This window comes from Mycolicibacterium elephantis DSM 44368, from assembly GCF_004014805.1.
Classification (GTDB): domain Bacteria; phylum Actinomycetota; class Actinomycetes; order Mycobacteriales; family Mycobacteriaceae; genus Mycobacterium; species Mycobacterium elephantis.
In genome coordinates this window covers 1-18,188 of record NZ_ATDN01000030.1, presented here as the reverse complement: position 1 = coordinate 18,188, position 18,188 = coordinate 1, and the positions used below count along the sequence as shown (strand labels likewise).

The window sequence follows — 18,188 nt, the reverse complement described above, 5'->3', positions numbered from 1 at the left end:
AGAATAGATATTCTCATATCGCCCCGCCGCCAGGTTCCGCGGTCTACCCTTGACGCGGTGATGGTGCGCTGATGCGGCTGAACGATCAAGTCTCCCCGGATAAACCGGCGATCATCCTGAACTCCAGCGGCGCGGTGGTCACGTACGCCGAACTCGACCTACGGGCCAACCAGATCGCCCATCTGCTGCACCGCCACGGGCTCGCCCCCGGGGACACCGTCGCGATCCTGATGGACAACAACGAGCACGTCCACGCGATGATGTGGGCCGCCCGCCGAAGCGGTCTCTACTACACGTTGCTCAACACCCACCTCAACCCCGCCGAGGTGGCATACGTCGTGAGCGACTGCGCGGCGAAGGCGCTGATCGGTTCGGCGGGCACCCGAGACGTCTGCGCGGCACTGGCCGATCACCTGCCGAACGGCCTGCCCGCCGTCACGCTGATCGCCGACACCGACCTTGAAGGGTGGTGGCGCTACCCGGAATGCGTTGCAGATCAATCGACCACACCTCTTGGCATCGACGAGGAAGGCGATCTGCTTCAGTATTCGTCCGGCAGCACCGGCCGGCCCAAAGGCATCAAACGCCCACGCAACGGCCGCGGTCCCGTGCGCGGCACCAAGCCGTCGACACCGGTGTTCGAAAAGCTCGGCGTGGACGAGGAATCGGTGTATCTCAGCCCGGCGCCGCTGTACCACACCGCCCCCGCCATGTGGACCATGTGCGCTCAGGCCACCGGGGCCACGACGGTGATCATGGAGCGGTTCGACGCCGAGGAGGCGTTGGCGTGCATTCAGCGCCACCGGGTGACCCACGCGCAGTTCGTGCCGACGATGTTCGTCAAGATGCTGCGGCTGCCCGAGGAGGTGCGGGCGGCCTATGACGTGTCCAGCCTCGTGCGCGTCGTGCATGCCGCCGCGCCGTGTCCTCCCGAGATCAAGCGTCAGATGATCGAGTGGTGGGGGCCGATCGTCGACGAGTACTACGGTTCCTCAGAAGGCGCGGGCATCTCCTTCATCCGGGCCGAGGAATGGCTGCGCCGTCCGGGATCGGTCGGTCGGCCGTTGATGGGCACGCCGCACATCCTCGACGAGACCGGGGTCGAATTGCCCACCGGGCAGGTCGGCGAGATCTATTACGAGGGCGGATACGAATTCGCCTACCTCAACGACGAGGCCAAGACCGCCGGCGCGCGATCACCGCAGGGCTGGGTCACGGTGGGCGACGTCGGTTACCTCGATCAGGACGGCTATCTCTACCTCACCGACCGTCGCCACCACATGATCATCTCCGGCGGCGTGAACATCTATCCGCAGGAAGCCGAGAACATGTTGATCAGCCATCCCCTCGTCGTCGACGCGGCGGTGTTCGGCGTTCCCGACGAGGTGATGGGCCAGCGCGTCATGGCCGTCGTGCAGTTGGCCGACCCGGACCTGGCCTGCGATGACCTCGCCGAAACGCTGATCGGTTGGCTCAAAGAGCGGATGGCGCACTACAAATGCCCCCGATTCATCGCCTTCGAGCCGCAGTTACCCCGCACCGATGCGGGAAAGCTGTACAAACACAAGCTGATTGAGCGTTATTCACCGTCCGGTGGATACGGCAGCGCAAACTCGTCGGCCAACAGGCTCTGAACCACGATCATCGCGGTCTGCGAGCCCGCGGCGATGGCGCCGGCCACATACGGTTGCTCGGCGCAGAGGTCGCCGGCGGCGAACACGGCGGCAGTGCTGGTTCGGTGCAGGTCGTCCACGGCGACGCTGTCCGGGGCAAGGCCACTCTCGGCGCAGGCGGCGCCCAACTGTGTGGCCAGCGGCGAGCGCTGCCGCAGCGGCGCCTCCACCAGCAGCCCGTCCCGCGGCAGCCGGCCGCCATCGGCGAACGCGATCGCCGACAGCTGCCCGTCGTGGCCGACGAGTTCGACGACGCGGCGTTCATCGACCGGGACGCCTGCTGCCGACAACCGGCGTCGCGCGTCGTCGTCGAGCTCGGCCGCCCCGTCAGTGAGAAGGACGACGTCGTCGCTCCAGCCCCGCAACATCAACGCCGAGTGGACGGCTTCCTCGCCGGTGGCCAGGGTGGCTAGCCGCTCGTCGCGCATCTCCCAGCCGTGGCAGAACGGGCATTGGAACACCGACTTGCCCCACAGCGTGTCCAGCCCGGGCAGATCGGGCGGGCAGTACTGCATTCCGGTGGCCAGCACCACCCGCTTGGCCGCCACCTGCTCGCCGTCGGCGAGTTCGAGCAGGAACCGGTCGCCGTCCGGCGTACCGCTGACCACCTCGCCCTCGCGGTAGCGCACGCTCGGATACTCCGCGAGCTCACGGCGCCCGATCTCATACAGCTCGGCAGGCGGGCGTCGATCGTGTCCCAACAGCCCGCCGATGGCCTGCGCCACCGAGTTGCTCGGCAGTCCCGCGTCGACCAGCAGGGTGCGTCGGCGCGCCCTGCCCAACACCAGCGCGGCGCTCAGCCCGGCCGCACCGCCGCCGACGACCACGCATTCCCACAGCTCATCCATGGCGCGAACGTTACCGATGCGCGTGCCTGCCAAACCTTTGATACGGGTTTCAACAGCCCCCGATCGGCTATTCGGCGACTGGCAACCCAGGTACACAAGGCAGTCCGGCGGCCGCGTCCACCGTGGGGACGGGGCTGGTCCCCGGCCGTACGCGGCACGTGTAGTGGCGCTTGGCACATCGTGTTTGAGCGCGGCGGGATCGGTGAAACCCGTTCCCTAGACATTTCAGGAGGATTTCAGTGTCCCAACACAACAAGGCTGACCAAGCCCGCAAAGGGCTGATCACGTCGGTCAAGGGCAAGGCGAAAGAGATCGTCGGCGCCGTCACCGGCAACGATTCGCTGACCGCCGAAGGCCAGCTCGAACAGACCGAGGCGCGCAAGCGCAAGGAGGCCAGCACCACCGAGTCGGTGGCGGATGCCCAAGCACAGCAGGCGCGGACAGAGGCGACAGAAGCGCGGCTGGAGGGCGCTGCAGAGCGCACCGAGGTCGAGGCGCAGGCCGCGGCCGAGAAGCAGCAGGCCGATCGGCAGCGGGTCGCGGACAAGGGGGCCGTAACAGCGGCTGCGCATCAGGACCTGGCCGCCGAGCGGCGACAGGCCGAACACGACGCGCAACGCCAGGTCCAGGAGGCCAGGACGCAGGAGCGCGTCGAGACCGCAGCGGCACAAGCCGAAACCGACGAGGCGCTCGACGACCAGTGGTCATCGGTGCGGGCGTCGGCACACGACCGCGCCGACGCCGCCCGTGCCCGTCAGCGCGCCGAAGAACTGGCCGACGACGCAGGTGTGCCGCGCGACCAGGAAGGAAACTGACGATGAAGATCACCGACGTTCCGTTCGCGGTACTGCGCTTTCAATACCAGCTGGCCCGGTTTCCGCTGCAGGTGATCGAGGATCGGGTGGTCGCCAGGATGGACGCCCAAGCTCCGGCGCGGCTGTTCTACGAGCGCTCGCTCGGCAAGCTCGACGTCACCGTGGGCAGCGTGATCGACGCCCCGGAGGTCGAACAGCGCGGCACCGCGCTCCTGGAGCGCAGCGACGCGCTGCGCCGTGCGGTACAGCTGGAGGAGACGGCCACCGAGCGGGTCAAGCAGGCCAACACCGACCTCAAACAGACCCGCGAGCAGGCAGCCGAGACCAAACGGCAGGCCCGCGCCGACAAGGACCGCGAGATCAAGCAGGCGCAGACCGACGCCCAGCGGCGAAACCGCGCTGCGGTCGAGAACGCGGAGAAGCGAGTCACCGCCGGAAGCAAGCGGGCCGACGAAACCGCTGAGCGGCGTAAGAAGTCCGTGGAGTCGGCCAAGGAGAAGGAACGCGCCGAGATCACCAGAGCCGAGCAGCAGGCCGCCGCGGCCGCCACCGCGAAGCTCAACGATTCGGCGGACAAACGCGTCGCCGCCGCGAACAAGCGCGCTCAGGCCGACCAGATGGAAGGGCTGGCGGACGCCGAGAAGCAGAAGCGCAACGGCGAAGGGGAAGCCGACAGCTGAGCTTGCTCGTCACATGCCGATCAGCGACTCGACCCAGGCGCGGGCGAAGTAGAGCAGGAAACCCGCCGCGACGATCCACAGCAGCGGGCTGATCTCGCGGAATTTGCCTGCGGCTGAACGCAATACCACCCAGGCGATGAAGCCGACCCCGATGCCGTTGGCGATCGAGTAGGAGAACGGCATCGTGACGACGGTGAGCACCACCGAAAGCGTCACCGAGAACTCGGTGAGGTCGATGTTGCGTAGGTGCGACACCATCATCACCCCGACGACCACTAACGCGGCCGCGGCGACCTCGGTCGGCACGGTCGAGGCAACCGGCGAGATGAACATCGCCAAGAGGAACAGCCCGCCGGTGACCATGTTGGCCAGCCCGGTGCGCGCACCCTCGCCGATGCCCGCGCCCGATTCGACGAAGACCGTGTTCGACGACGCCGACGTCGCACCGCCGACGACCGCCCCCGCACCCTCCACGATCAGCGCCGAGCGCAGCCTCGGGAACGTGCCCTTCTCATCGGCGAGCCCGGCCTCACGGGACAAGCCGGTGAAGGTGCCCATCGCGTCGAAGAAGTTCGCGAACACCAGGGTGAACACGAACATCACCGCCGCGATGGCGCCGATGCGTCCGAAGCTGTCCAGGCTGACCGCGCCGACCAGCGACAGATCGGGCAGCGCGAACGGCGAACCCGAAAGGGTCGGCACCGACAACGACCAGCCCCCTGGCTTTTCGGTGGCCGGCCCGAGGTGCCAGATCGCCTCGATGATCACCGCGGCCGCGGTGCCCACGGCCAGCCCGATCAGGATGCCGCCCGGCACGCGCCGGGCGACCAGGATCGCGGTCAGCAGCAGCGTCCCGATGAACACCACCGTCGGCACCGTGCTGATCGAACCGCTGCCGTCGCTGCCGAGCCCGACCGGAGGAGACGGCTCCCCGGTGGAGGCGATGAAGCCGGCGTCGACCAGACCGATGAACAGGATGAACAGCCCGATGCCCGCCGTGATCGCGAGCTTGAGCGGCATCGGCACCGCGTCGAACACCAGCCTGCGCAGCCCGGTCGCGGCCAACACCACGATGATCAGGCCGTTGATGACGACCAGGCCCATGGCCTCGGCCCAGGTCAGCGAGTCGACCAGGGTGGTCGCGACGAACGAGTTGATACCAAGCCCGGCGGCGAACCCGAACGGCAGCCGCGCCACGATCCCGAAGACGATGGTCATCACGCCGGCGGCCAGCGCCGTCACGGCCGAGACTTGTTCGAACTCCAGGCTGTTCCCGGCGACATCGTCGGTGCCGCCGAGGATGATCGGGTTCAACACGATGATGTAGGCCATCGCGATGAACGTGACCAAGCCGCCCCGAAGCTCACGCGCGACCGTCGACCCCCGCCTCGAGATCTCGAAGAAGCGGTCGAGGCGGCTCATCCGTCGAGCCTAGGGTTGCCGCCCACCCGCGTCATCTTGGCGAGCGCGCGCAGAAACACTCGTCGTTCCTCCGGCGACAGCACCGACAGCCACCTCTCCTCGCCGCGCTGGATGTCGGCCTGTACTGCGTCCTTGACCGCCCGGCCGGCTTCGGTGATGGCCAGCAACCGCACCCGCCGGTCGTCCGGATCGGGCCTTCGCTCGATGTACCCCTTGGCCTGCAGTTCGTCGAGCGTCGGGATGATGCGCGTCTTGTCGGCGCCGATCGCGGCGGCCAGCGCGGCCTGCGTGCGCACCGGCGCGTCGTCGAGGGCCAGAAGCACGCTGTATCCCCACATCGACAGTCCGTGCGCATCCAGCACGGGCCGTTCGGCGGCGATCAACTCGCGGATCAGCGGCGCGAGCAGTACCCCCAGGTCGGGACGGCGGGCCTCAGGCATCACCGAATATTAGGCATTGACCAATGATCTACTAACGCATATCGTAAGCGCATGCATACGAATGACACCGATATCCGCCCACTCCATCGACAAGCCGTGACCGCGTCCGTCGACATCGTCGCCGAAGTGACGGTCGGCGACCTGCACCGCCCGACGCCGTGTGCGGGATGGGACCTCGCCGACCTGTTGACACACATGACCGTCCAGCATCGCGGGTTCGCGGCGTCAGCCCGCGGCGCCGGTGCCGACCTGGCGGTGTGGGACCCCGAGACCGTGGCCGGCGCCGTCCGTGCCGACCCCACGGGTGCGTACGCGGCAGCGGCGGCCGATGTGCTCGCCGCGTTCGACACCGACGGCGTGCTCGAAGCCGGCTTCGCCATGCCCGAATTCGGGCCTGGGGCAACGTTTCCGGGCGCCATGGCCATCGGATTTCACTTCGTCGACTACGTCGTGCACGGGTGGGATGTCGCCCGCTCGCTCGGGGTGGCTTTCACCCCCTCCGCCGACGTGCTGAGCGCCGTGCTGCCGCTGGCGCTGGCCGTGCCCGACGGCGAGATCCGCACCGCACCGAAGTCTCCGTTCGCCCGCGCGCTGGATGCCGGTGCGGCGGCAAGCGACCTCGATCGGCTGCTCCTGCATCTCGGCCGCTCACCCGACTGGGCGCCGGCCGGTCCTCAGCGCGGATCGACGAGCTCGCGCAGCCTCTCCGCCGGATAGACGGAGGCGCCGGCCGCTCGTGCCCGTTCGGCCAGCGTGCGATCCGAGGTGGCGACGACGACGTCGGCCGGGTGCGCGTCGGCCTGCACCAACCGCACGATCTCGTCGTCGGCGGAGTTCGCCGCTGCGCGCGGCGCATGGGTGACGGTGATGACGGACGACTCGATCGGCGGTGACGGCGGACGCTCGAACACCACGGTGACCTGGTCACCTTCGGGCGCCCACCGCTCCAGGTGGCCGACGAGCGTGGCCATCGCCTCAGCGCGGTTGCGCCACCAGCCATCGGGGCGTGACCCGACGACGTTCATGCCGTCAACGATCCAGCGCATGCCCCCGCTTGGCCGGGGTGTGCCGCCAACCGACCAGGTATCCCAGCCAGCGAATATCCAGTAACACGATGATCGACCTCTTCCGCTATGCGGTCTTCTTGGTCAGCAACGGGAGCAGGCGGCGGCGTTCGTCGATGCCTGCGGCGAATTGATGAAGGGCGTCGTGAACAGAGGCCGCGACGGGGAAGCCGGCCGCCACGCCGCCCAGCGCGTCCTGCACTGCGGCGCTGGTCACCATCGACCAGTCCACCTCGGCGTCGTAGCAGCTGTCGTCAAGGGCGTAGAGAAGTGAAACAGACTGCGGCGTAAACGAAGTCACACCGCTGAGGTCGAGCAGGAAGGCCTTTTCGGCGAGCACGAAGCGCTTGGCGAACGCGGTCACCCGTTCGATGTTGTCGTCGTCGATGACACCGTCGATGGTGACCACTGTGGCCAGTTGCCGACAAACCGCGTGAATCTGGGCCCCAGCGCAGTCGAATGTCGGATTTCCGTACATCACTGCCTCCTCTCGAGGTCCTCAACCTGAAGACCAAGGTAGGCGGCCAATTTAAGGCAACCGGGAGCGGTGGCTAATACTTTGGTAAGAAGCCGTTTTCGGCCGGGCTAGCAAATCGTCAGTCGCGGTGCAGCCATTGCGGTCCCGAGTAGTTCTCCCACGGGCTGTAATCGGCGAGCAACGGTTCCTGCGGTGGCCGCTGCTTTTCCGGCACATGCTGCAGGTTGATCCTGATGCGATACCAGATCGAGCTGGGCCCGCGCATACCGTCGACGAGAACATCTGCGGGCTGGAGCTTTTCGGCTACTGACGGGTAACGTTGCCGCCACTGCTCGAGTGCCGCCATCGCTTCGTCCTTGGTCTTGGTCCGCGCGATCTCGATGAGCGGCTTCGAGGACACCCGGCGGCCGGCGCCCTTCGCGGCCGAGCCCTTCCTGGCTCCGCGGGGCGCCTTCTCGGCGGGACCGAGCCGGTCGGCCAGATCGAGCAGCGCGTCCAGCGAACCGGCCGAGTCGTCCATCTCCTCCCACGGGTCCCCGACGGCCCCGAACCGCTCGGGCACGGTCGCGATGGTGAACGCCGCGGGGTCGCAGTCGGGCACCTCGTCCCACCGAAGCGGTGTGGACACCCGCGCGTCCGGTGTGGCGCGCACCGAGTACGCCGAGGCGACCGTGCGGTCGAACGCGTTCTGGTTGAAGTCGACGAACACGCCCTCGCGTTCCTCTTTCCACCAGCGGGCGGTCGCGAGTTCGGGTGCCCGCCGTTCGACCTCGCGCGCGACGGCCTGTGCGGCGAGGCGGACGAACTTGAACGGCCACCGCCGCTGGATGCGTGCGTAGATGTGGAAGCCGCGCGACCCCGAGGTCTTGGGCCACGCGGTCAGCCCGTGGTCCTCGAGCACCTCGCGGGCGACCAGCGCGACGTCGATGATCTGGCGCCACGCCACCCCGGGCATCGGGTCCAGGTCGACCCGCAACTCGTCGGGGTGGGCGAGATCGTCGGCGCGCACCGGGTGCGGGTTGAGGTCGACGCAGCCGAGGTTCACCGCCCACACCAGCCCCGCGGCATCCGAGATGACCGCCTCGGCCGCCGACGTTCCCGAGGCGTACTTCAGCTCCGCCACGTCGACGAAATCGGGTCGGTTCGCCGGTGCGCGTTTCTGGAAGACCGCCTCCTCGGTGATGCCCTTGACGAACCGCTTGAGGATCATCGGGCGGCCTGCCACGCCGCGCAGGGCGCCGTCGGCGACCGCGAGGTAGTAGTGGATCAGGTCGAGCTTGGTGACGCCGAGATCCGGGAAAATCACCTTGTCCGGATTGGTGATGCGCACCTGCCGGCCGTCGACCTCGAGCGTTCGCGGACCGGCCATGCCGTCATGGTAGTTCCGCGCAGCATTCCCACCGCCGTGCGACGCAAGTCACATATTGTGGCGGTATGCCCAAGCTGACAGATGTCCCGTTGCAGGCCGCGGCCAAAGCGCAGCAGCTTCTCGAACGCGGCTCGGCTGAATTGCACTACTTGATCAAGATGTTCGAGGCCGGAGCGTTCAAGCTCGAGCCGCCCCAGAACATCGCCGCGATGCTTGCCGACATCCGGCGCTGGGGCGAGTTCGGCATGATCCCGGCGCTCAACGCCCGCCGTACCCCGGACCGTGTGGCGGTGATCGACGACGACGGCGAGATCACCTTCGGCGAACTCGACCACGCCGCGCACGCCGTGGCCAACGGCCTGCTGGCGATGGGCGTCAAGGGCGGCGACGGGGTCGCCCTGCTGGCGCGCAACCACCGCTGGTTCCTGATCGCGTTCTACGGTGCCGCCCGCGTCGGAGCGCGCGTCATCATGCTCAACAGCGAGTTCTCCGGTCCGCAGATCAAGGAGGTCGCCGAGCGCGAAGGCGCCAAGCTGATCATCTACGACGACGAGTACACCGCCGCCGTCGCCAAAGCCGAACCGCCCCTTGGGAAATTGCGTGCGCTGGGCAAGAACCCCGATAAGGAGGAGCCGTCGGGTTCCACCGACGAGACGCTGGCCGACGTCATCGCCCGCAGTACCGGGCGGCCCGCACCCAAGGCCACGAAGCACTCGTCGGTCATCATCCTGACCAGCGGCACCACCGGAACGCCCAAGGGCGCCAACCGAAGCACCCCGCCGACGCTGGCGCCCATCGGCGGCGTGCTCTCGCACGTGCCGTTCAAGGCCAACGAGCTGACGTCGCTACCGGCGCCGATGTTTCACGCGCTCGGCTTCCTGCACGCCACGATCGCGATGATGCTGGGCAGCACGCTGGTGCTGCGCCGCCGCTTCAAACCGGCCACCGTGCTCGAGGACATCGAGAAGTACAAGGTGACGGCGATCGTGGTGGTGCCGGTCATGTTGTCGCGCATACTCGACACGCTCGAGAGCATGGAACGCAAACCGGACCTGTCGTCGCTGCGCATCGTGTTCGTGTCGGGATCGCAACTCGGCGCCGAGCTGGCCACCCGTGCCATGGAGGCGCTCGGACCGGTCATCTACAACCTGTACGGGTCCACCGAGATCGCGTTCGCGACCATCGCGCGGCCCCAGGATCTGCAGAAGAACCCGGCCACCGTCGGGCCCGTGGTCAAGGGCGTCCAGGTCAAGATCCTCGACGAGAACGGCAACGAACTGCCGCGGGGCGAGGTCGGCCGGATCTTCGTCGGCAACTTCTTCCCGTTCGAGGGCTACACCGGCGGCGGCCACAAGCAGATCGTCGACGGCCTGATGTCCTCCGGCGACGTCGGCTACTTCGACGAGGACGGTCTGCTGTACGTCAGCGGCCGAGACGACGAGATGATCGTGTCCGGCGGCGAGAACGTGTTCCCGGCCGAGGTCGAGGACCTCATCAGCGGCCATCCCGACGTCGTGGAGGCCACCGCGCTCGGCGTCGAGGACAAGGAGTGGGGGCACCGGTTGCGGGCATTCGTGGTCAAGGCCGAGGGCGCCGACATCGGCGAGGATGACATCAAGCACTACGTCCGCGATCACCTCGCGCGCTACAAGGTGCCGCGTGAGGTGGTCTTCCTCGACGAGCTACCCCGCAACCCGACCGGCAAGATCCTCAAACGCGAGCTCCGGGAGATGCCTGTCGGCGGTGCCGACGATTAGTCCGCCGAGCAGACGTGAAAACCCCCGAAAATGGGGTGTTTTGGGGGTTTTCGCGTCTGCTCGCCGGGCAGGTCAGTTGGACGACATCAGCGCTGCGCCGGGAATGGACAGGCAGACCAGCATCAGGATGAGCAGGAACCAGCCGGCGCCCTGCCACGCCACCCAGCCGCCGGTCTCTTCCTTCCACAGGTGGTAGGTCCTGACGAACGCGCCGATGCCGCCGACCAGCAGGATCGCGGGCACGGTCGATGCTCCGACCACCGAGGTCCGGTCGATGAACGCGTAGATCGCGAACGCGGCAGCCGCGATCGCGACCACGACAGCGGTGTAGGCGGCGGCCGCTCGAAACGCACTTGGGCGGTCGAACCGCTTCTCAGCGTCGTTGGTCATGTTTGAGGAGTTTCCGTAGCCGCGGTTGCTAAACGATCATCATGGGCCGTTGATGTACCAGGACAGGCAGCCGGGCCAGCCGCGGCAGGCGATCACTGCCGTCTGATCGGGCAGCCCGCCACGCACCCTCGGCGGACGGGGCCCGAAGTTGCACGACGTCGCCCACGGGTTACCCGGGACGATGCCGTTGTAGCAGGGTTCGGCCTCGTGCTGCACCGCGGGCGGGTCGACCAGCATCGAGGGCGCGACGAGCACCCCGACCGCGGCCGCGGCGCCTGCCAACCGGACCTTGAAGCCGCTCACAACCCCAGGCTACGCCCGCAGGCAACCCATTTCCGGGCGGTTAGGGATCGCGGGGCAGCCCGAGCAGCCGCTCGGCGATGATGTTGAGCTGCACCTCGGTGGTGCCGCCGTAGATCGTGGTGGCGCGGCTGCCGAGCAGGTATTCCAGCCACGTGCCCTGGATCTCACCGGGCTCGGCGATCGCGCCGTCGGTGCCGAACGACGCGACCGCGAACTCCGCGTAGCCCTGACCGGTCTTCATCGAGAGCAGTTTCGAGATGGCCGCGGCGGGCATCGGGTCGCCGCCGGCGAGGGTCAGCAGCGTCGAGCGCATGTTGAGCACCTTGGCCGCGTAGCCCTCGGCGATCAGGTGACCGGCGTGGTTCTGCTCGATCTGGTCGAACTGGCCGTCCTTGATGAACTCCACGAACCCGTTGAGGTTGGCCAGGAACGGCGGCTCGCTGCTGCCGATCGAAACCCGCTCGGCGGTCAGCGTGTTGCGGCTGACCTCCCAGCCGCGATTGACCTCGCCGAGGACCATGTCGTCGGGGACGAACACGTCATCGAGGAACACCGTGTTGAACATCGCGTTGCCGGTCAGCTCCCGCAACGGCTTGACCTCCACGCCCTTGCTCTTCATGTCGAGCAGGAAGTAGGTGATGCCGTTGTGTTTCGGAGCGCTCGGATCCGTCCGGGCCAGCAGCGCACCCCAGTGCGAGTGCTGTGCGCCCGTCGTCCAGATCTTCTGCCCGGTGATGCGCCAGCCACCGTCGACCTTGGTGGCCTTGGTGGACAGGCTGGCCAGGTCCGAGCCGGCTCCCGGCTCGGAAAACAGCTGGCACCAGATCATTTCGCCGCGGAACGTCGGCGGCAGGAAGCGGTGCTTCTGCTCGTCGGTGCCGAACGCGACGATCGACGGGATGATCCAGGCCGCGATCCCCATGGCCGGGCGTTTGACCCGACCGGTCTCGAACTCCTGGGCGATGATGATCTGCTCGACGGGCCCGGCCGAGCGGCCCCACGGCTTGGGCAGGTGCGGCTGCACCCAGCCGCCCTCCGCGATCGCGGTATTGCGCTCCTCACGCGGAATCGCTTTCAGCGCAGCGACTTCCGCGCGGATCTCATCGCGGAGCTTCTCGGTCTCCGGGTCGAGGTCGATGTTGAGCTGGCGCAGTCCGGTGCTGGTCGCGACGTCGACGACCTGCTGCGGATAGTCGGCGAGGCGGCCGAAGGACGCCGCCAGCACCAGCGCCCGCCGGTAGTAGACGTTGGTGTCGTGCTCCCAGGTGAAGCCGATGCCGCCGTGCACCTGGATGCAATCCTGGGCGCAGTTCTGGGCGGCCACGGGAGCCAGGGTGGCGGCGACGGCCGCGGCGAACTCGAAAGCGCTTTCCTGCGCGCCGTTTTCGCCGCCGTCGCGCGCTTCGTCGATCGCGCGCGCCGCGTCCCAGACCGCGGCGGTGGCCCGCTCGGTCTCGGCGATCATGTTGGCGCACTTGTGTTTGACGGCCTGGAACTGCCCGATCGGGCGGCCGAACTGCTCGCGGATCTTGGCGTACTCCGACGCGGTGTCGGTGGCCCAGCGGGCGACACCGATGCATTCGGCCGACAGCAGCGTCGTGATCAGCGCGCGCGCCAGGGTCGGGTTCAGGTTGTGCAGCACCCGGTCGTCGCCGACCTCGACCGCGTTGGCCCGCACGTGCGCCACCGGCCGCAGCGGGTCGACGCTCTTGACGGGTTCGATCTCGAGCTGGTCGGCGTCGAGCACCACCCACTTGGAGCCGCTGGTGCCTTCCTCGAGCCCGGCGACGGGCAGCACCAGCACCGAGGCCTGCGCGGCGGCCGGCACCGCGCGCACCTCGCCGCGGATGACCAGGCTCGCCGAATCGTCTTCGCCGTGGCGGGTGGCGGTCAGCCCGGAGTCGATGGCGTAGGTGGCGATGGCGTTGCCCGACGCCAGGTCGTTCAGCAGCTTGGCGTCGGGGTCGTGCGCCGAGATGAGCGCGCTGGCGATCGCCGACGGCACGAACGGACCGGGCACCGCGCCGTAGCCGAACTCGGCCAGGACGATGGCCAGCTCGAGGATGCCGAACCCTTGTCCGCCGACGGATTCTGCGAGGTGAACACCCTGCAGCCCCTGCTCGGCCGCCGTCTTCCAGTAGGGCGGCGGGTTGGGGATGGGTGTCTCCAGGGCTTCGTGCAGCACCTCCGACGGCGCCACCCGCTCCACCAGGGACCGCACCGAATCGGCGAGGTCGTTGTGCTCAGTCGTGATTGCGATCGGCATGGTTGCCTTCCCTCGTGTCTTCTGACCCCAAACTAACCGGTCGGTTGGGACCGAGGCTACCTTGCGAGCGTCGGTCCCTAGCAGGTGTGGCGCGCAATGCGACCACCACCGCCGCGGACAGGACCATCACCGCGCCCACCGTCCACATTCCGGCCCGCTCGCTTCCGGTGAGGTCGACCAACGCGCCGGTCACGTACGGCGCGGCGAACCCGCCGAGGTTGCCGATCGAGTTGATCAACGCGATCGCCCCGGCGGCGGCCACCCCGGTCAGAAACCGTGACGGCAAGGCCCAGAAACTCGGGATCGCGCCAAACACCCCGACCGCGACGACCGTGACCGCGATCATCACCAGCACCGGACCGTCCAGATACAGCGCGACCGGAATGGTCAGGCCGCCGACGAGCATCGGGATCCCCACGTGCCAGACGTGTTCCGCGGTGCGGTCGGCGTGCCGCGACCACAGATACATGCCGACCGCCGCGCAGGAGTAGGGGATGCTGCCCAGTGCGCGTCGCAGCGGAAAGTCGAAGCGCTCGTTGACCTGACTTTCCTCGGCGGCCAGCACCTCGGTCAGCCAGCGGCGCTCCTCGTCGGAGAGCCAGTGCGCGTCGGCCGGCCGGTCGGTGAGGTAGAACCAGCACGCCACCCCGAGCACCACCGCGGGGATGCCGCAGCAGATCATCATGAACTGCCAGCCTGCCTCGAACAGGTCGTCGCCGACGTGGATCAACCAGGCCGCCAGGGGTGTGCCGACCGCGGCGGCGATCGGGATGGCCAACATGAACATCGCGACGACGCGGGCCCGATATGCGGTGGGAAACCAGCGGCTCAGGTAGAAGATGACGCCGGGAAACAACCCGGCTTCGGCCACCCCGAGCAAGAAGCGCAGGACCAGCAGCGTCGCGGCGTTGGGCGCGAACCCGATGGCCACCACGATGATTCCCCACGACACCGCGATGCGGGCCAGCCAGCGCCGCGCGCCGAATCTGTGCAGCGCGAGGTTCGACGGCACCTCCACCAAGACGTATCCGATGAAGAAGATGCCCGCCGCGAACCCGAACATCGTCGTCGACAGCTGCAGGTCCTCGCTGATGCTGGCCTTCGCGATGCCGAGGTTGGTCCGGTCCAGGTAGTTGACGAAGTACATCGCCATCAGAAACGGCACCAGGCGCACAACGACCTTGCGCACGGTGCGCGTTTGCGGCGACGGCGCGTTAATCGGTCACCCCTTCGACCGTGTTGACGACGTTCTGCAGCTCTCGACCCCCCCGCAGCCGTCGGCAGTTCTCGACTGCATGGGTCAGGTAGCGGCGCATGGTGTCGACGGTGTACCACGTCACGTGCGGGGTGAGCACCACGTTGTCCAGCGTCAGCAACGGGTTGTCCGGCGAGACCGGTTCGGTGGCGAACACATCCAGGCCGGCGGCGGCGATCCGTCCGGCCCGCAGCGCCTCGGTCAGCGCAATCTCGTCGACGATCGCGCCGCGCGAGGTGTTCACCAGCACCGCTTCGGGTTTCATCCGGGCCAGCGCGGATGCATCGAGCAGGCCCAGCGTCTGGTTGGTCAGCGGTAGATGCAGCGAGACGATGTCGCTGTCCGCCAGCAGCTCGGGCAGCGACCGCCAGTGGGGATGTCCGTCGTCTCGGGTGCTGGTGTGCAGCACCTCCGACGGCGGGGTGCCCATCGCGACGACGATGCGCTCGACCCTCTTGGCGATGTTGCCGTAACCGACGAGCCCGACCGTGCAGCCGCCGATGTCGCGCACCGCCTCGCCGAGGCTGGGATCTGACGGCCAGCCCCGGCCTTCGCGGGTGGCCCGGTCCAGTTCGATCAGCCGGCGCAGCGCGGCCAGCATGAGCAGCACCGTGCCCTCGGCCACCGACGCCGCGTTGGCGCCCGGCATGTTGGCGACGGCGACACCCAGCCGGGTCGCGGTGTCGACGTCGATGGTGTTGACGCCGGCGCCCATCTTGTGGACCAGCCGCAGCCGCTTGGCCTGCTCGAGATCCGCACCGGAGATCGGGCGCAGCACATGCCAGATCACCTCGGCGTCGGGTAGCTCGCGGTAGAACGTCTCGTCGTCATCCTCTGCGCAGTAGCGGATGTCGAGCCAATCGGTATACGGGGCAAGGAATTCGGCGACCTTGGCGCCCGGTGAGAAGTGCGCGAGGACTCTTAGCGATGAGCGCTCGCGCGAAGAGCCGACAGTCAACGCCATCGCCTGGCAATCCACTTGGCGATCAGGTCGGCCTTCTCGCTGCGGGCCCCCGGCGTGGTGAAGTAGTGGTCGGTGTCGACCGAACGCAACGTCTTGTCGGTGCTCGCCAACGCGTCGTAGATGCGCTGGGCGTCGGACGGGAACACGCCGGTGTCCTGCTCGGCGTTGATCACCAGTGCGGGGCAGTCGATTCGGGCGAGGTGCGGTTCGGCGCGCGTCTGCGCGTGGCGCAGGCTCCACATGCCGATCCAGTTGCGCAGCGTGCTCGCCGCGGCGATGCCGTGCGCCGAGCGGTTGGCCTTCACGGGGACACCGGCGTAGCACATGTTGGCCGGTCGCTTGGTCGGCTCCAGCGACGGGTCGACCATGCGCGGGTCCGCCCAGGTCCGCATCACCGTGAACGGCCGGTCCGAGAAGCCGGCCGCGCGTACCCGCTTGAGCTCGGTTTCGGCCCAGTCGGTGATCGCGTGGTTGCGGGCGATCTGGGCCGCGCGGTAGCGCTCGACGAACTCCGGTGAATACGGTGGGCCGTTGTTCTCGTTGAACAGGTCCAGGTCGGGATCGGTTGCGACGGCGTCGTTCTCGTCGATCACCGCACCGTCCATCCAGGCGGTGAGCACGTCGGGCCTTCCGGGATGCGCGGCGCTGGCGACGTAACCGTCGGCCGGCGGCAACTCGTTGAGGCCGGCTGCGGGCCGCATTCCGAGAAGCGGTGTGACATGTGGGTCGACCGCCTGTGCCTGATAGGCCGCCATCAGCGAACCGCCGCCGGAATTGCCCAACAGTACAACGGTTTCCACGCCGGCCACTTCACGCAGCCAGCGAACCCCGACGCCGATGTCGACCAGCGCGTGGTCGAGCAGGAAGCTGCTCTCGAAGCCGCGGTATCGGGTGTTCCAGCCCAGGAACCCGATGCCCCTGGTGGCCATGTAGTCGGCGAGATAGTGCTCGGAGAAGTCGATCTGGTAGTGGGTGGCGATCATCGCCACCTTGGGTTTGCGTCCCACTCCGCGGTGATACAGCCCCTGGCACGGGTGTCCGCCAGCGCCGGCCCGCCGGGCGGTGGAGGAATCGAGTCCGACGAACTCGCGGACGACGCCCGGCGCACCGGCGCTCACCGTTCTGCTCATGGGGGCCCCTCGAAGTAGATCGTGCGGTAGAAGATGTTGGCCAGCGTGGTGATACACGCCTCGTCGTCGGGGTCCCTCCCGCCGCCCGACAGCTGCGTATAGCAGAACTGGTTGAGCATCGACACCAGCGCCACCGCGGTCAGGTGGGGATCGTCGTCGCGGCAGAAGCCTTGCCGCTGGGCGTGTTTGATCATCTTGGTGATCAACGCGATGGGCAGCGCGCAGATGTCCTGCCAGTACTGCGCGAAGTCGTCGTTGACCATCGCCAGCTGGGAGACGCTGATCATCTCGGCCAGTCGGTGGCGGTAGGTGGTCCAGTGCGCGGCGGCAGCCTGGTAGGACCGCTCCCAGTTGGTCAGCCCGGGTTCGGTCGCGGCGCGGGCGCGTTCTTTGGCTTCGTCGCGGAATCGCACGGCCCACTCGCGGACCATGGCTTCCTTGGAGTCGTAGTAGTTGTAGAACGACGCCGTGGAGCGGCCCGCTTCGGCGGCGATATCCGAAATCGTCGTGGCCAGAATGCCTTTGCGCGCGATCACGGCGCGCGCGGCGGCGTCGATGGCGGCTTTGGTCTGTCTGCCGCGCACGGTCGGCAGCGGCGTGCGCGGCGTGACGGTCATTCGGGCGGACTCCTTCGCGGGCCATTGCTCGAAACTGAACCTGATGTTAGATTCAGTTTGCGTTCTTGGCCAGAGTTTCGCCCGAGGAGGCGCGGCATGATCAAGCCCGACAACCCCAACTCCGAATTCGAGCTCGGCGGCATCAACCATGTGGCGCTGGTCTGTTCGGACATGGAGAAGACCGTCGACTTCTACAGCAATGTGCTCGGGATGCCGCTGATCAAGTCGCTGGACTTGCCGGGCGGCATGGGGCAGCACTTCTTCTTCGACGCGGGCAACGGCGACTGCGTGGCGTTCTTCTGGTTCGCCGACGCGCCGGACCGGGTGCCGGGCATCTCCTCGCCGGCGGCCATTCCGGGCATCGGTGACATCGTCAGCGCGGTCAGCACCATGAACCACCTGGCGTTTCACGTACCGGCCGAGAAGTTCGACGAGTACCGCCAGAAGCTCAAGGACAAAGGAGTGCGGGTCGGCCCGGTGCTCAACCACGACGAGAGCGAGATGCAGGTGTCGCCCACCGTGCATCCCGGCGTCTACGTGCGGTCGTTCTACTTCCACGACCCCGACGGCATCACCCTCGAGTTCGCGTGCTGGACGAAGGAATTCACCGACGAGGACACCGCGACGACCGTCCCCAAGACCGCGGCGGACCGCCGCTTCTCGCCGAAAGGGACAAACGGGCGGGAAAGTGCGAGGCATTGTCAAGTGGTGAGGGAA

General features: G+C 67.7%; 19 protein-coding genes. 6 read left to right on the top strand and 13 right to left on the bottom strand.

What is annotated here, in order from left to right:
• The first annotated feature begins 71 nt into the window (after nt 1-71).
• Nucleotides 72-1,634: a fatty-acid--CoA ligase FadD4 gene (gene fadD4, locus MELE44368_RS19010; protein WP_128109931.1), complete on the top strand. Its 1,563-nt coding sequence runs from the start codon at nt 72-74 to the stop codon at nt 1,632-1,634.
• Here the strand turns inward: fadD4 and MELE44368_RS19005 are convergent.
• A complete protein-coding gene (locus MELE44368_RS19005) occupies nt 1,580-2,521 on the bottom strand; it encodes an NAD(P)/FAD-dependent oxidoreductase (protein ID WP_128109930.1) in 942 nt (313 codons plus the stop codon). The genes fadD4 and MELE44368_RS19005 overlap by 55 nt on opposite strands.
• Nucleotides 2,522-2,760: 239 nt before the next feature.
• Here MELE44368_RS19005 and MELE44368_RS19000 point away from each other — a divergent pair, with 239 nt between their 5' ends.
• On the top strand, nt 2,761-3,336 hold the full coding sequence (locus tag MELE44368_RS19000) for a CsbD family protein (protein WP_128109929.1): 576 nt from the start codon (nt 2,761-2,763) through the stop codon (nt 3,334-3,336).
• Between the two features lie 2 nt (nt 3,337-3,338).
• The gene (locus tag MELE44368_RS18995; protein WP_128109928.1) at nt 3,339-4,016 is read left to right on the top strand and encodes an IF2 family translation initiation factor; all 678 of its coding nucleotides are present in this window, start codon (nt 3,339-3,341) and stop codon (nt 4,014-4,016) included.
• Between the two features lie 9 nt (nt 4,017-4,025).
• Here MELE44368_RS18995 and MELE44368_RS18990 read toward each other — a convergent pair whose 3' ends face one another.
• Entirely contained in the window at nt 4,026-5,438 is a 1,413-nt protein-coding gene (locus MELE44368_RS18990; protein ID WP_128109927.1) for an NCS2 family permease, read from the bottom strand.
• On the bottom strand, nt 5,435-5,878 hold the full coding sequence (locus MELE44368_RS18985) for a MarR family winged helix-turn-helix transcriptional regulator (protein ID WP_128109926.1): 444 nt from the start codon (nt 5,876-5,878) through the stop codon (nt 5,435-5,437). Before MELE44368_RS18985 ends, MELE44368_RS18990 begins: the two co-directional genes overlap by 4 nt.
• Before the next feature lie 51 nt (nt 5,879-5,929).
• On the opposite strand from MELE44368_RS18985, the gene MELE44368_RS18980 reads away from it, so the two are divergent.
• Nucleotides 5,930-6,595, top strand: coding sequence for a TIGR03086 family metal-binding protein (locus MELE44368_RS18980; protein ID WP_128109925.1), 666 nt, complete (start codon nt 5,930-5,932; stop codon nt 6,593-6,595).
• On the opposite strand, the gene MELE44368_RS18975 is transcribed toward MELE44368_RS18980, so the two are convergent.
• The 3 genes from MELE44368_RS18975 to MELE44368_RS18965 all read right to left on the bottom strand — a co-directional run bounded on the left by MELE44368_RS18975 (nt 6,553) and on the right by MELE44368_RS18965 (nt 8,789).
• Complete coding sequence (locus tag MELE44368_RS18975) at nt 6,553-6,924, bottom strand: NYN domain-containing protein (RefSeq protein ID WP_128109924.1); 372 nt, start codon at nt 6,922-6,924, stop codon at nt 6,553-6,555. The genes MELE44368_RS18980 and MELE44368_RS18975 overlap by 43 nt on opposite strands.
• An 85-nt stretch (nt 6,925-7,009) precedes the next feature.
• Nucleotides 7,010-7,351, bottom strand: a complete 342-nt coding sequence (locus tag MELE44368_RS18970) for an anti-anti-sigma factor (RefSeq protein WP_306439161.1) — start codon at nt 7,349-7,351, stop codon at nt 7,010-7,012.
• A gap of 187 nt (nt 7,352-7,538) precedes the next feature.
• Nucleotides 7,539-8,789 (bottom strand): DNA polymerase domain-containing protein, encoded by a 1,251-nt coding sequence (locus MELE44368_RS18965; RefSeq protein WP_128109922.1) that lies wholly within the window; start codon nt 8,787-8,789, stop codon nt 7,539-7,541.
• Nucleotides 8,790-8,854: 65 nt separating this feature from the next.
• On the opposite strand from MELE44368_RS18965, the gene fadD2 reads away from it, so the two are divergent.
• Nucleotides 8,855-10,546 carry a long-chain-fatty-acid--CoA ligase FadD2 gene (gene fadD2 / locus MELE44368_RS18960; RefSeq protein ID WP_128109921.1) on the top strand — a complete coding sequence of 564 codons (1,692 nt, stop codon included), beginning with the start codon at nt 8,855-8,857 and terminating at the stop codon, nt 10,544-10,546.
• A 72-nt stretch (nt 10,547-10,618) separates the two neighbouring features.
• Here fadD2 and MELE44368_RS18955 read toward each other — a convergent pair whose 3' ends face one another.
• From MELE44368_RS18955 to MELE44368_RS18925, 7 genes are all read right to left on the bottom strand, one after another.
• Nucleotides 10,619-10,936: a hypothetical protein gene (locus MELE44368_RS18955; RefSeq protein ID WP_128109920.1), complete on the bottom strand. Its 318-nt coding sequence runs from the start codon at nt 10,934-10,936 to the stop codon at nt 10,619-10,621.
• A gap of 39 nt (nt 10,937-10,975) precedes the next feature.
• On the bottom strand, nt 10,976-11,239 hold the full coding sequence (locus tag MELE44368_RS18950; RefSeq protein WP_241566687.1) for a hypothetical protein: 264 nt from the start codon (nt 11,237-11,239) through the stop codon (nt 10,976-10,978).
• Between the two features lie 40 nt (nt 11,240-11,279).
• Nucleotides 11,280-13,505 (bottom strand): acyl-CoA dehydrogenase family protein, encoded by a 2,226-nt coding sequence (locus MELE44368_RS18945; RefSeq protein WP_128109919.1) that lies wholly within the window; start codon nt 13,503-13,505, stop codon nt 11,280-11,282.
• Nucleotides 13,483-14,658, bottom strand: a complete 1,176-nt coding sequence (locus MELE44368_RS18940) for an MFS transporter (RefSeq protein WP_128109944.1) — start codon at nt 14,656-14,658, stop codon at nt 13,483-13,485. The genes MELE44368_RS18945 and MELE44368_RS18940 overlap by 23 nt, the downstream gene beginning before the upstream one ends.
• Nucleotides 14,659-14,719: 61 nt before the next feature.
• Nucleotides 14,720-15,724: a 2-hydroxyacid dehydrogenase gene (locus MELE44368_RS18935; RefSeq protein WP_128109918.1), complete on the bottom strand. Its 1,005-nt coding sequence runs from the start codon at nt 15,722-15,724 to the stop codon at nt 14,720-14,722.
• Entirely contained in the window at nt 15,715-16,854 is a 1,140-nt protein-coding gene (locus tag MELE44368_RS18930) for an alpha/beta hydrolase (RefSeq protein WP_128109917.1), read from the bottom strand. Before MELE44368_RS18930 ends, MELE44368_RS18935 begins: the two co-directional genes overlap by 10 nt.
• On the bottom strand, nt 16,851-17,471 hold the full coding sequence (locus MELE44368_RS18925; protein WP_128109916.1) for a TetR/AcrR family transcriptional regulator: 621 nt from the start codon (nt 17,469-17,471) through the stop codon (nt 16,851-16,853). The genes MELE44368_RS18930 and MELE44368_RS18925 overlap by 4 nt, the downstream gene beginning before the upstream one ends.
• 96 nt (nt 17,472-17,567) lie before the next feature.
• On the opposite strand from MELE44368_RS18925, the gene MELE44368_RS18920 reads away from it, so the two are divergent.
• A partial coding sequence (locus MELE44368_RS18920; protein ID WP_241566686.1) for a VOC family protein occupies nt 17,568-18,188 on the top strand: 621 nt, incomplete at its 3' end.

What these genes read in the sequence shown, in the direction of transcription:
- MELE44368_RS18985 (WP_128109926.1), bottom strand. Translation starts at nt 5,878, where the DNA reads ATGCCTGAGGCCCGCCGTCCCGACCTGGGGGTACTGCTCGCGCCGCTG.
- MELE44368_RS18980 (WP_128109925.1), top strand. Translation starts at nt 5,930, where the DNA reads ATGCATACGAATGACACCGATATCCGCCCACTCCATCGACAAGCCGTG.
- MELE44368_RS18940 (WP_128109944.1), bottom strand. Translation starts at nt 14,658, where the DNA reads ATGGCGATGTACTTCGTCAACTACCTGGACCGGACCAACCTCGGCATC.
- MELE44368_RS18955 (WP_128109920.1), bottom strand. Translation starts at nt 10,936, where the DNA reads ATGACCAACGACGCTGAGAAGCGGTTCGACCGCCCAAGTGCGTTTCGA.
- MELE44368_RS18965 (WP_128109922.1), bottom strand. Translation starts at nt 8,789, where the DNA reads ATGGCCGGTCCGCGAACGCTCGAGGTCGACGGCCGGCAGGTGCGCATC.
- MELE44368_RS18995 (WP_128109928.1), top strand. Translation starts at nt 3,339, where the DNA reads ATGAAGATCACCGACGTTCCGTTCGCGGTACTGCGCTTTCAATACCAG.
- MELE44368_RS18925 (WP_128109916.1), bottom strand. Translation starts at nt 17,471, where the DNA reads ATGACCGTCACGCCGCGCACGCCGCTGCCGACCGTGCGCGGCAGACAG.
- MELE44368_RS18975 (WP_128109924.1), bottom strand. Translation starts at nt 6,924, where the DNA reads ATGCGCTGGATCGTTGACGGCATGAACGTCGTCGGGTCACGCCCCGAT.
- MELE44368_RS19005 (WP_128109930.1), bottom strand. Translation starts at nt 2,521, where the DNA reads ATGGATGAGCTGTGGGAATGCGTGGTCGTCGGCGGCGGTGCGGCCGGG.
- MELE44368_RS18990 (WP_128109927.1), bottom strand. Translation starts at nt 5,438, where the DNA reads ATGAGCCGCCTCGACCGCTTCTTCGAGATCTCGAGGCGGGGGTCGACG.
- fadD2 (WP_128109921.1), top strand. Translation starts at nt 8,855, where the DNA reads ATGCCCAAGCTGACAGATGTCCCGTTGCAGGCCGCGGCCAAAGCGCAG.
- fadD4 (WP_128109931.1), top strand. Translation starts at nt 72, where the DNA reads ATGCGGCTGAACGATCAAGTCTCCCCGGATAAACCGGCGATCATCCTG.
- MELE44368_RS18935 (WP_128109918.1), bottom strand. Translation starts at nt 15,724, where the DNA reads ATGGCGTTGACTGTCGGCTCTTCGCGCGAGCGCTCATCGCTAAGAGTC.
- MELE44368_RS18945 (WP_128109919.1), bottom strand. Translation starts at nt 13,505, where the DNA reads ATGCCGATCGCAATCACGACTGAGCACAACGACCTCGCCGATTCGGTG.
- MELE44368_RS18930 (WP_128109917.1), bottom strand. Translation starts at nt 16,854, where the DNA reads ATGAGCAGAACGGTGAGCGCCGGTGCGCCGGGCGTCGTCCGCGAGTTC.